The sequence below is a fragment of the Streptococcus sp. HSISS2 genome, from assembly GCF_000448665.1.
Taxonomy (GTDB): domain Bacteria; phylum Bacillota; class Bacilli; order Lactobacillales; family Streptococcaceae; genus Streptococcus; species Streptococcus raffinosi.
Genome location: NZ_CM002133.1, coordinates 297,081 through 309,665 on the forward strand (window position 1 = coordinate 297,081; position 12,585 = coordinate 309,665).

Annotated in this window: 9 protein-coding genes and 3 pseudogenes; 9 read left to right on the top strand and 3 right to left on the bottom strand. The window is 40.5% G+C overall.

Translation table 11 applies throughout. From position 1 onward, the window contains the following. Positions 1–106 precede the first annotated feature (106 nt). From HSISS2_RS01510 to HSISS2_RS01545, 8 genes and pseudogenes are all read left to right on the top strand, one after another. Positions 107–1,478 (top strand): annotated as a pseudogene (locus tag HSISS2_RS01510) (M20/M25/M40 family metallo-hydrolase). Next, positions 1,471–2,538 (top strand): methionine ABC transporter ATP-binding protein, encoded by a 1,068-nt coding sequence (locus HSISS2_RS01515; protein ID WP_021145027.1) that lies wholly within the window; start codon positions 1,471–1,473, stop codon positions 2,536–2,538. The pseudogene HSISS2_RS01510 and the gene HSISS2_RS01515 overlap by 8 nt, the downstream one beginning before the upstream one ends. Then, positions 2,538–3,230, top strand: coding sequence for a methionine ABC transporter permease (locus HSISS2_RS01520; protein ID WP_002889200.1), 693 nt, complete (start codon positions 2,538–2,540; stop codon positions 3,228–3,230). The genes HSISS2_RS01515 and HSISS2_RS01520 overlap by 1 nt, the downstream gene beginning before the upstream one ends. Before the next feature lie 123 nt (positions 3,231–3,353). Continuing rightward, positions 3,354–4,562, top strand: coding sequence for a serine/threonine transporter SstT (sstT, locus tag HSISS2_RS01525; RefSeq protein ID WP_021145028.1), 1,209 nt, complete (start codon positions 3,354–3,356; stop codon positions 4,560–4,562). A 153-nt stretch (positions 4,563–4,715) separates the two neighbouring features. Next, positions 4,716–5,564 carry an S-adenosyl-l-methionine hydroxide adenosyltransferase family protein gene (locus HSISS2_RS01530; RefSeq protein WP_008535880.1) on the top strand — a complete coding sequence of 283 codons (849 nt, stop codon included), beginning with the start codon at positions 4,716–4,718 and terminating at the stop codon, positions 5,562–5,564. A gap of 9 nt (positions 5,565–5,573) precedes the next feature. Continuing rightward, positions 5,574–6,119: an ECF-type riboflavin transporter substrate-binding protein gene (locus HSISS2_RS01535; RefSeq protein ID WP_002889196.1), complete on the top strand. Its 546-nt coding sequence runs from the start codon at positions 5,574–5,576 to the stop codon at positions 6,117–6,119. Between the two features lie 68 nt (positions 6,120–6,187). Then, positions 6,188–7,873, top strand: a complete 1,686-nt coding sequence (locus HSISS2_RS01540; RefSeq protein ID WP_021145029.1) for an ABC transporter ATP-binding protein — start codon at positions 6,188–6,190, stop codon at positions 7,871–7,873. Beyond that, positions 7,866–8,695 (top strand): annotated as a pseudogene (locus HSISS2_RS01545) (energy-coupling factor transporter transmembrane component T). The gene HSISS2_RS01540 and the pseudogene HSISS2_RS01545 overlap by 8 nt, the downstream one beginning before the upstream one ends. Positions 8,696–8,783: 88 nt before the next feature. On the opposite strand, the gene HSISS2_RS01550 reads toward HSISS2_RS01545, so the two are convergent. From HSISS2_RS01550 to rsmG, 3 genes and pseudogenes are all read right to left on the bottom strand, one after another. Then, positions 8,784–9,455: a TrkA family potassium uptake protein gene (locus HSISS2_RS01550; protein ID WP_021145032.1), complete on the bottom strand. Its 672-nt coding sequence runs from the start codon at positions 9,453–9,455 to the stop codon at positions 8,784–8,786. 39 nt (positions 9,456–9,494) lie between these two features. Beyond that, positions 9,495–10,857, bottom strand: a pseudogene (locus HSISS2_RS01555) (potassium transporter TrkG). 69 nt (positions 10,858–10,926) lie between these two features. Further along, on the bottom strand, positions 10,927–11,640 hold the full coding sequence (gene rsmG / locus HSISS2_RS01560; RefSeq protein WP_008535891.1) for a 16S rRNA (guanine(527)-N(7))-methyltransferase RsmG: 714 nt from the start codon (positions 11,638–11,640) through the stop codon (positions 10,927–10,929). A gap of 323 nt (positions 11,641–11,963) precedes the next feature. Here rsmG and HSISS2_RS01565 point away from each other — a divergent pair, with 323 nt between their 5' ends. Then, positions 11,964–12,500 carry a DUF177 domain-containing protein gene (locus tag HSISS2_RS01565; protein ID WP_008535894.1) on the top strand — a complete coding sequence of 179 codons (537 nt, stop codon included), beginning with the start codon at positions 11,964–11,966 and terminating at the stop codon, positions 12,498–12,500. The last annotated feature ends 85 nt before the right edge of the window (positions 12,501–12,585 follow it).

Consider the following 12,585-nt stretch of genomic DNA (forward strand, 5'->3'; position numbering starts at 1 on the left):
GGTGCACCAACACAAGATCAATTGAAAGCTAATTCAAAGAATAAGCTAAGGGCGGAAGGGCGTGTGAGAACACGCCGTTTTGTCTTGTATGAAGGAGACGAATTTGATGGCATTTTCTAGTGAAGAAGAGCAGTTACAAAAGTTCCGTAATGACGAAACTGCTCAACACTATTTTGAAGTTTTGCGGACTTTGATTTCTAAAAATCTATTTTTGCTCAAAATATTGGTCTCTATGATGTGGCTGCCTACCTTGGTGAAATCTTTTCAAGGATAGGTGCAGAGGTGACGATTGACGAGACCTATACGGCACCTTTTGTCTTGGCAAAATTTAAGAGTCCAAATCCAGATGCTAAGACCATTATCTTTTATCAGCATTATGATACTGTTCCTGCGGATAACGATCAGCCTTGGACGGATGAACCTTTTCGTTTGACTGTTCGAAAGGGTTACATGTATGGTCGTGGTGTTGATGATGATAAAGGGCATATCACAGCTCGTCTGACAGCCCTTCGTAAATATATTCGAGAGGTCGGTGACCTTCCTGTTAATATCACGTTTATGATGGAAGGCGCTGAGGAATCTGCCTCAACTGATCTTGAAAAGTATTTGGAAAAATACCGTGATGACCTTCTTCCGGCAGATCTTCTGGTTTGGGAACAAGGTAACCGCAATAGTAAAGGACAACTAGAAATCACAGGTGGCAACAAGGGGATTATTACCTTTGATTTGTCTGTCGAGAGTGCCGATGTTGATATTCATTCTAAATTTGGTGCTGTGATTGAATCTGCGTCATGGTATTTACTCAATGCTATCTCTAGTATGCGTGATGATCAGGGACGGATTCTCATTGATGGTATCTACGATAAAGTGATTCAACCTAACGAACGCGAGATGGATCTCATTGAGACCTATGCTATTGAAAATGCAGACAGCCTTCGAAAAATTTACGGGCTAAAACTTCCAATTTTGGAAAGTGACCGTCGTGATTTCTTAAAGACTTATTACTTTGAACCAGCCCTTTCTATCGAAGGGATTTCGACAGGTTACCAGGGGCAGGGGGTTAAGACTATCTTACCAGCGCAAGCCAAAGCTAAAATGGAGATGCGTTTGGTTCCTGGTTTGACACCTGAGTATGTTTTGGAGCGTATCAAGGCCCATCTTAAAAAGAAGGATTCGACCGTATTAAGGTAACCTTAACTCTTGGTGAAGAAAGTTATCGTAGCGATATGTCTGATCCGGCTATTGTCAATGTTATTGAGTTGGCAAAAGGCTTTTATGAGGAAGGTGTCGCTGTACTTCCAACGGCTGCCGGTACTGGACCTATGCATATGATTTACGAGGCTTTGGGTGTTCCTATGGCAGCTTTTGGGATAGGAAATGCTAATAGCCGTGACCACGGTGGGGATGAAAATGTTAGCCTAGCAGACTACTATACCCACATTGAACTAATTAAGGAGTTAATTGCAAGTTATGAGTAATGTCATTATTGATTTGAAAAATATTGATATCACCTTTACACAGAAACGCCGCACTATCCAAGCGGTTAAAGATGTATCTATCCAGATTGAAAAAGGTGATATTTACGGAATTGTTGGTTATTCAGGGGCTGGGAAGTCTACCCTGGTGCGTGCTATTAATCTTTTGCAAGTGCCTACAGCTGGTCAAATCACTATCGGTAAGGATGTGACTTTTGCAGATGGTAAGGTCCAATTAACGACAAAAGAGTTGCGTCAAAAACGTCAAACAATTGGGATGATTTTCCAACACTTTAACTTAATGGCTCAGAAAACGGCTTATGAAAATGTTGCCTTTGCCCTCCGCCACTCTAAGTTAAGCAGTGAAGAAAAGGACAAAAAAGTTCGTGGCCTCTTGGAGTTGGTTGACTTGGCTGACCGTGCAGAAAACTATCCTGCACAGTTGTCAGGTGGACAAAAACAACGTGTAGCGATTGCACGTGCCTTGGCCAACGATCCTGAAATCTTGATTTCAGATGAGTCTACATCAGCCCTTGACCCTAAAACGACTAAGCAAATTCTGTCACTTCGGCAAGATTTGAATAAGAAACTTGGTTTGACAGTGGTTATGATTACCCACGAAATGCAAATTGTTAAAGATATTTGTAACCGTGTGGCTGTCATGCAAAATGGTCAACTTTTGGAAGAAGGCAGTGTCCTTGATATTTTCTCAAATCCACAAGAAGATTTGACACAAGAATTTATTGAAACTGCAGCGGGAATTGAAGATGCTTTGACTAAGATTAATGCGCAACCTTTGGTTAAAAACTTGCCAAGTTCAGCTCTTCTTGTTCAACTTAAATACGCTGGTTCTTCCACAGATGAGCCACTCTTGACTGAAATCTTCAAAGATTACGGTGTTTCAAGTAATATCCTTTATGGGAATGTTGAAATTCTCGGTGATACACCTGTTGGTGAATTGGTCGTTGTTTTGGATGGCGATTCTGACAAGGTTATTGCAGCGCAAAAAGCGATTGAAAATGCAGGTGTTAACTTGCAGGTACTTAAGAAAGGAGCCCAATAATGGCAGATTGGATTCAACAAAACTTTCCAGATATTTATCGTATCGGTATGCAAGGGGTTAACTCTTGGCCAGATGCCATTTACGCAACTCTCTATATGACCGTGATTTCCTTCATCATTGGGGGACTTCTTGGTCTGGTCATGGGACTCTTCTTGGTATTGACAGGACCTCGTGGGGTTATTGAAAATAAATTTGTTTTCCAAATCCTAGATAAGGTGACCTCTATCTTTCGTGCCATTCCTTTCATCATCCTCCTAGCGATTTTGAAAGGCTTTACTTACTTCATCGTAGGGACTAACCTTGGGATGACAGCGGCCTTGGTTCCATTGTCAGCTGCAACCTTCCCATTCTTTGCCCGTCAAGTACAGGTGGTACTTGCAGACTTAGACCGTGGGGTAATTGAAGCAGCGCAAGCTAGTGGTGCGACTCTTTGGGATACGATTAAGGTTTACCTTGGTGAAGGTCTACCTGAGTTGGTTCGTGTATCAACCGTGACCCTGATTTCACTCGTGGGTGAAACTGCTATGGCCGGTGCCATCGGTGCAGGTGGTCTTGGTTACATTGCCATCTACTATGGATACAACCGTTCAAATACTTCCGTCACTATCTTGGCAACCTTGTTGATCCTGATTTTGATTTTCCTTATCCAATTTGTCGGTGACTTCTTAACTCGTAAATTGAGTCATAAATAAGAGTGGAAAGCCTGCTTTCAACAGGCTTTTTTCATGTCTTGACGATTTGAGAAATATATCATAATATGGAAGTCAATGAATGTTTTGTGGTTTCGTTAACCACATAAAAGGAGTTAATGAGTTATGCAACGTTTTATTTCAACGTGGAATAGAACCAGCTTGATAAAGCGTATTGCCATTGGTGTGGTAATCGGTGCTTTGCTTGGTTTGCTTATTCCTAAGATAACAGTTATTGGTCTCTTGGGAGATATGTTTGTTGGTGGTTTGAAGGCTATTGCACCCCTCTTGGTTTTTGCCTTGGTGGCCAATGCCCTTTCCCAAACACGTGAGGGCCAACAAAGCAACATGAAGACGGTAATTGTTCTCTACCTATTTGGGACCTTTGCTGCAGCTTTGACAGCTGTGATTTCCCACTATATTTTTCCAATTTCATTGAAATTGGGAGCAGCCGCAGCTACCAAAGCAAGTGCACCTCAGGGGGTTGGTGAGGTGTTTAAGGATTTATTGCTTAAGATGGTGGATAATCCTATTAATGCCTTGGCTCAAGCCAACTATATTGGGGTTTTGGTCTGGGCTGTTGTCTTTGGTTTTGCTATGCGAACAGCCAGTCAACACACTAAAGAATTGCTTAATACCTTAGCTGAGGTGACCTCTCAAATCGTGCGTTGGATCATTAACCTAGCACCATTTGGTATTCTTGGTCTTGTCTTTAATACGATTTCTGAAAATGGTATTGGTGTCTTGGCAGATTATGGAGTTCTTATCCTTGTTCTGGTTGGTACTATGGCCTTTGTTGCCTTGGTGGTCAATCCAGCCATTGCCTTTGTGATGATGGGCAAGAATCCTTTCCCATTGGTTTTCCGTTGTCTGAAAGATTCTGGGATTACTGCCTTCTTTACCCGCTCATCAGCTGCCAATATCCCCGTCAACCTTCAATTGTGTGAAAACCTTGGTTTGAATCCTGATACTTATTCAGTTTCTATCCCTCTGGGCTCAACAATTAACATGGCAGGGGCAGCCGTGACAATTAATGTTTTGACACTGGCTGCAGTGACTACTTTGGGAATTGAGGTTGACTTTGCGACAGCCCTTATTCTTAGTGTAGTTTCAGCTATTTCTGCCTGCGGTGCCTCAGGTATTGCAGGAGGTTCCCTTCTCTTGGTACCTGTAGCATGTAGCCTCTTTGGTATCTCAAATGATTTGGCCATGCAGGTTGTCGGTGTCGGCTTTATTGTCGGTGTCATCCAAGACTCATGTGAAACGGCCCTCAACTCGTCAACAGATGTTCTCTTTACAGCAGTAGCAGAAAAAAGCCGTTGGAATAAGGCTTAGATAATAAGAAAGGTCAGCCTCTGGGGCTGACCTTTCTGAGGTTATGTAGTCAACATAGGCAAAGACTATAGCTAGCTCAAGGATTTGTCATCTTTAAAATACCCATAAAATGTGGTAAAATAAACGTCTCTAATAGAAAAGGGTGAGATATTTATGACTAATAATCTATTAGTACTTCAATCGGATTTTGGTTTGGTTGATGGTGCTGTTTCGGCCATGATTGGTGTGGCTTTACAAGAAGAGCCAAGCCTAGGAGTGCACAACTTAACCCATGACATCACTCCCTATAACACATTTGAAGCTTCCTACCGTCTCTTTCAAACCGTTGAATACTGGCCAAAAGGGACAACTTTTGTATCCGTAGTTGACCCTGGTGTCGGATCGTCACGAAAAAGTGTGGTTGCTCTGACTAAGACTGGGCAATATATCGTTACTCCCGACAATGGCACACTTTCTTATATTAAAAAGAATGTTGGTATCGTGGCTGTTCGAGAAATTTCAGAGGTTGAGAACCGCCGTAGTAATACCGAGCTATCTTATACCTTCCACGGACGTGATGTTTATGCTTATACAGGTGCCAGATTAGCCTCTGGTCATATCAGTTTTGAAGATGTTGGACCCGAGTTACCTGTGGAGAAAATTCTAGAACTTCCAGTGGTTGAAACCATCATAGAAGATCATTTGGTTCGTGGTGCGATTGACATTCTAGACGTCCGTTTCGGATCGCTTTGGACCTCAATCACACGTGATGACTTTTACGCTTTGGAACCAAACTTTGGTGATCGTTTCGAAGTGACCATCTTTAACAATGATATGTTGGTCTACCAAAACCAAGTTACCTATGGAAAATCTTTTGCGGATGTTCGTATTGGTCAACCAATTATTTATATCAACTCCCTCTATCGTGTGGGACTAGCCATTAACCAAGGGTCTTTTGCCAAGGCCTATAATGTCGGTGTAGGATCTAACTGGCACATTGAAATTAAACGTTTAGGAGATTAAAGTAAAATTATGAAAAATAATTCAATTCGTACAGTAGTTGCGACAGGTATTGGTGCAGCACTCTTTATCATCATCGGTATGTTTGTTAACATTCCTATTTTTGGGAATACTAGCATCCAACTGCAATATGCAGTTCAGGCTCTGTTTTCAGTAATATTTGGCCCCATCACAGGTTTCTTCATGGGCCTCATTGGTCATGCGCTTAAGGATGGTATCCAATACGGAAGTATTTCATGGGCTTGGGTTCTTGCTAGTGGTGTTATAGGTCTTGTCATTGGTCTATTTCGTAAAAAATACGATGCAACAAAAGGGGTTCTGACATTTGGAAATATGATTTGGTTTAACCTCATCCAACTCTTATCTCTTATTATTGCGTATGGTGTTGTGACACCAATCGGTGATAAAATCCAATTTGCGCAAGAATGGTCTTACCTCTATGCTCAAGGTTTTGTTGCTGGATTGGCAAACTTTATTACAATTGCAGTTGGAGGAACGGCTCTACTTGCAATTTACGCCCACTCACGTACACAATCAGGTAGTCTTACTAAAGACTAGAAATAATTTATAGCAGAGTGTGGCTTGTCAAGATTTTTTTGATAAGCCCTCTCTTTTTTAGTAGAAACATGGATAAATACATTAGTTTTAATCAGTTTACATTTCAATATGATGCGCAAGCGGAAGCTACAATCAAGAATATCAGTTTTGATATTGCTAAGGGTGAGAAAGTACTTATCTTAGGCCCGTCTGGTAGTGGAAAATCAACCCTGGCCCAGTGTCTTAATGGTATCATTCCTAACATTAACAAAGGTCAAGCGCAGGGGCAGGTGACTATAGGCGGCCAAGACATTTTCAATCAATCAATCTATGATAGGTCTCAATTGGTATCTACGGTGTTACAGGATCCAGATGGTCAGTTTATTGGATTGACGGTAGCTGAAGATTTGGCCTTTTCCTTGGAAAATGATTGTGTCAATCAAGGTGAGATGAAAGATAAGGTGGCTCTCTGGGCCGAACGTTTGAATTTGAGTTCTCTCTTGGGTCATCGTCCTCAAGATTTATCAGGTGGACAAAAACAACGGGTCAGTCTAGCTGGGGTCTTGATTGATGAGAGTCCGATCCTCTTATTTGATGAGCCGTTGGCAAATTTGGATCCTAAATCGGGCCAAGAAACGATTGCCCTTATTGATAAAATTCACAAGGAAGTAGGGGCCACGACGATTATTATTGAGCACCGTCTGGAGGATGTTCTTTATCGTCCTGTTGACCGTGTTTTATTGGTCAATGATGGGAAACTCCTCTTTAACGGTAGCCCAGATGAGCTTTTATCAACTACTCTCTTGTTGGATAATGGTATTCGTGAACCCCTCTATGTGACGGTTTTACGTCAGTTGGGATTTAACACCAAAAGTGCAGAGCAGCTCAGCCAACTAGAAACTTTGGACCTGTCTGGTTTAAGCTTGCCAGACAGAACGAGAAAGGTTCCATCTGAAAGTCAAACAACTCCTATTTTAGAGGTTGGGAAACTTAAAGTTGGCTACGGAGATAACCTACCTATAATTGAGAACATGTCCTTTAGTCTGAAAAAGGGTGAGCGTCTAGCAATTGTTGGTAAAAACGGAGCTGGTAAGTCAACGCTTGCCAAGGCTTTATGTGGCTTTGTCCCTAGTCACGGCAGGCTAATTTATAAAGGTCAGGATATTAGCCAGGATAGCATCGCTGAGCGTTCAGAACGTATCGGGTTTGTTTTACAAAATCCTAACCAGATGATTAGTCAAGCTATGATTTTTGATGAAGTAGCTTTAGGTTTACGTTTGAGAGGTGTTGACGAGTCAGAAGTTGAAGAGCGTGTTTATGAGGTTTTGAAGACCTGTGGCCTCTATAGTTTTCGTAAATGGCCCATTTCTGCCCTATCATTTGGTCAGAAAAAGCGTGTGACTATAGCTTCTATCTTGGTTTTGAAACCTGAAATCATTATCTTAGATGAGCCAACGGCTGGTCAAGATTACCAAACGTATACGGATATCATGACTTTCCTTGACAGTCTTCAGCAGCAAGGCCATACGATTGTAATGATTACCCACGACATGCAACTTATGTTGGAATACAGTGATCGTTGTTTGGTTGTCGTTGATGGTGCGATTATTGCAGATGATAATCCTGTCGCCATCCTCAATCAGCACGACCTGTTGAAGGCAGCTAATCTGAAACAGACATCACTCTATACCTTGGGTCAGAAATTGTCCTGTGATCCAGTAGACGTGACAGAGTATTATATTGATAAAATTAACAAAGGAGGCCCTTATGTCTAATCGTTTAATTGGTTATCAATCAGGTCAAGGTTTCCTTTATGGATTATCTGGTGCAAGTAAAATGATTTTCTTCATTTTAGTATCAGTTGCTTGTATGGCAACTTACGATCCTAGATTTATATTAGTAATAGGTTTTCTATCTATTTATCTTTTCAAGCGAGCTAATATTCGATGGAAAGATGTTTCATTTGTTGTTGAAATCATTGGAGCCGTTGCCCTCTTTAACTTAGTCATGGTTTATCTTTTCGATCCTAGCTATGGTGAGGAGATTTATGGTACTAAGACCGTATTGGTTGAAGGATGGGGCCGCTTTTATTTAACCAGTCAGGAGATTTTCTATCTTGCTAATCTCTTGCTTAAGTATTTTTCAACGGTTCCTCTTGCCATTCTCTTTCTGATGACTACCCATCCGAGTCAGTTTGCAGCTAGTCTTAATCAGATTGGATTGCCTTATAAATTTGCCTACTCCGTTAGTTTGACATTGCGTTATATTCCAGATGTTCAAGAAGAATTCTTTACGATTCGCAAGGCCCAGGAAGCGCGTGGCTTAGATTTGTCGAAGAAGGCAGGTCTGGTTAAGCGCATTCGTGGGAATCTACAAATTGTTCTTCCATTAATTTTTCTTCGTTAGAGCGTATTGATACCATATCGACAGCTATGGAATTACGCCGCTTTGGTCGCTATAAAAAACGTACCTGGTATGTTCATAAATCTTTGACTAAGCAAGATTATCTTGTAATCTTATTAGCGTTTCTGCTGTTAGGGATTAGTCTAGGATTGATTTTCCTGAATCAGGGTCGATTTTACAATCCTTGGTTATGATATTAGGGTTAAAGATTGTATGGATTTTTGCAACAATAAAAAACGTTCTAGTCCTGTTCATTGTGAACAAGATTAGAACGTTTTTCTGTTATTTCAAATACCCCAAATAGTCAAATTTTTCTAGTGTTCGATTGTCAGCAACGACTAGGATAGTTCCTTCATTAGGCAGCTGTTTCGTAGGGTCAAAATGAGTGTTTAGTTTTCCATTTTCATCGTTTCTAAAACCAATGACATTGACGTTGTAAGTTTTTCGGAGATTCAAGGTGTGCAAAGATTTTCCTGCCCATTCATGAGGAATCCTAAGCTCGATTAAAGCCACGTCATCCTCTAGATGAAAGACATTTGAAATGTTATAGCGGAGTATGTTGGAAGCCAGTTCTTTTGCCGTACTGCGTTCGGGTGTAATGACGAGGTTGGCTCCCATACCATAGAGAACCTCTTCGTAATTGATGCTTTTAGCTTTAGCAATGATACGTTTAATCCCTAGCTTCTTACAGTGCAAAAGAGCCAATGCTGAAGACTCCAGATGCTCCCCTGTAGCAATAATAACGGTATCACAGCTCTCAATACTAGTTGAGCGAAGAAAATCAATGTCAGTAATATCCCCCACAGCAGCCTTAGTTACCCGATCTGCTAGAGAATCAATGGTTTTAGGATTGTTATCTAAGGCAATGACATCTTGGCCAAAAGTGGAAAGTTCGGTTGCGATGGTTTGTCCAAAAATCCCCAAACCGAGGACGCCAATAATTTGTGTTTTCATGTAGAATCCTTTCAGAATTTTGTTAATGAATTGGTTGCTTTAGCCAACAGAGATGTCAGTTGGTGAGTAGGAAACCTGTTTTTCTTTTTTGGTCATCAAACTCAAGAGAACAGTGATGGGACCGACACGACCAATGAACATGAGAGCCATGATAACGAAGCGCCCTATGGTATTAAGACTAGGAGTCAAATCCATAGACACACCGACTGTGGCAATAGCTGACACACTCTCAAATAGCAAGGCCAGTGGTGAGAGATTTGGATTGGTTTCAAGCAGAATAACATAGCCGACAAAGAGCATTGTTAGGAAAAAGAGTATAACTGTGAATGCTTGCAAAACAGTCTTATTAGATATAATACGATTTCGAAAAACAACGCTCGAGTTACCAGATAGCTCTGACTTAAAAAGTAGGAACATGATGGAGGCAGTTGTCACCTTGATACCACCCGCAGTTCCTCCAGGTCCACCACCGATAATCATCTGAATCATAAAAAGAAGATTTGTGGAGAAATCGGCCTTGGTATAGGAAATCGTTGCGAAGCCAGCAGTACGCATGGTTACAGTTTGAAAGAAACTGACCATAAGTTGCTGCCAAACGTTGAGAGTACCGATTGTCTTAGAGTTATCCATTTCCAGTAGCCAAGCTAACAAGGTTCCCACCAAGAGGATACAAGTTGTACTAATAAGCACAAGACGGCTTTGATTACTAAGGGGTCTACAAGCTAATTTCCAATTCCTTGGACGATCTTTAATATAACGTCGCAATAGTTGAATCAAATCAATCCAGACTGCAAAACCCAAACTTCCAGACATGATGAGACCTGCGACAGCAAGGTTTATTGTTGGATTGGTCGCATAGTCTTGTAGACTGTTAGCTCCTAAGTTATCAAAACCAGCGTTACAAAAAGCTGAGACCGCTAGAAATAGACTGAAAAATGCCGTGACCAAGTCCAAAGCGAGGGATAAAATCAGTCATAATCACTAGTGCCGCTAAAGCTTCAATGGAAAAAGTTATTTTATATACCTTGAAAAGATAGGATTTTAAATCTTTTTGATTGTCCCTGCTGAGTGCAGATTGAAGGAGATCTTGATCGCTCAAGCCCAATTTATTTTTAAGGCTATAGGTACTGATAGCAATCAAAGAGACTAGCCCAAGACCCCCGGTCTGCATGAGAAGCATGGAGACAATTTGACCAAAACCATTGTAAGCTTTACTAACAGGAACCACAGAAAGTCCAGTCACACAGACCATTGATACCGTGTTGAAAAGATGGTCTAGATAGTTTGTTTCTGGACTATTAGCATAGTGACTAATGGGAAGACTAAGTAAGATACTTCCCACCAGAATGACAAAGACAAAACTAAGCACAAGTCTTTGAGTGACAGAAAAACGATTAATCAATGAAAACCTCCAAATTTACCATAAGGGGAAACAATAATCCAAGGAATCAAAAACATCCTTGGATGAACGTTATAGTGGCTTCTTATTAGGCATTCCAGCACGACGAGGGTACTTGTTTGGAGTTTCTTTTTTCTTCTCGACAATGGTAATATGACGCCCATCACCATTTGGTAAATGGTAGTTATCGTTGAGAATAGGTTTGGCAAAAAGGAGGTTCAAAGCATTCTTAGCTTCAGCCAATTCTTCATCGGCAGCTGCAGCCTTAAGTGCAATGAGTTGTCCACCAACCTTCAAGAAAGGAATGGTCAATTCTGAGAGAATCTGCAGACGTGCAACAGCACGGGCAGTCACCACATCAAATTGAGCACGGAAGGACTTATCTTGACCAAAATCCTCGGCACGTCCATGATAGAAGTGAACACCGCTAAGTTGCAGCTCATCTGCCAAGAGATTGAGAAAATTGATGCGTTTATTGAGAGAATCAATGATGGTCACTTCAAGCTTAGGACAAAGAATCTTCATAGGGAGACTTGGAAAACCAGCTCCAGCCCCAATATCTAAGAGTCGAATATCTTGATTTTTGATATGTCCTTGCAGAACGGGAGCCAACGAATCATAGAAATGCTTAAGGTAAACATCGTTTTTATCAGTGATTGCCGTAAGATTGATTTTTTCGTTCCATTCTACCAATAGCTCAAAATAGCGTTGAAATTGGTCTTTTTGCTGCTGACTCAGATTGAATCCCTCTTCTTGTAGAGCTTTGTAAAAATCTTCAGGTGTCATTTTTATATTCCTTTTAAATAGTTTCAATGCTCTTATTTTACCATAATTAAGGCCTTTCATCTAACACCAAAAATGAGCGAACATTAGGAGCGAACGTATTTTTCATTATCTTTTAAAGAAGTTCTAAGTTTAAGAAATATGTAATATTTAAGGTGTTATTTTTCTTAAAAATCTGATATAATACTAATTAAGTCTAAAATCATAATTACTCGCTTAAAAGAAAGTTACAATATAGTTGCTTTAATGAAAGGCGGTTGTGGGGGATTATGGTCTTGTGGATTAAAAATCACTCCCCGTGGGGAAATTTAGTTTGAGGATTGACAATGATTTATCTTTCAGAAGTTAGAAAGTCTCCAGAAGGGCTTGCTTTTAACGAAGCACCTTTACTTTTGGAGTCTATTAAAGAACGCTATAATCAGGTTTTAAATCTTGAACAGATTCAAGCAAGTGGACAGGTAGTCTATGATAATGGTTTGTACCTTTTGGATTATCAATTAGCTTATAATATTACATTACCATCTAGCCGTTCTCTTGAGCCTGTAACGCTTAGTTTTAACTATCCAGTCTCGGAGACCTTTATTCAAGAGGCAGATGCCCTTCTACAAAAGGAATTAGTCGAAGAAAACTTGGTTCTTATCTTGGATGGTGATGCCATTAATCTAGATGAGAGTATATTGGACAATATTCTTCTTAATATTCCTATGAAAGTCTTAACACCAGAAGAAGAGAAAGGTCAAATTTCTCTTTCAGGAAATGACTGGGAAGTCCTGTCGGAAGAGGAATATGCAGCCCTCCAACAAGAGAAAAAAGAGGCAAGTAATCCTTTTGCCCAATTGAATGGTCTATTTGATGAAAATTAATTCAAAAAATAAACTAAAAATGTTTGACAATTTTAAAACTGTATATTATTATATCATTAGAAGTTAATTTTCAGATTTATTTGCT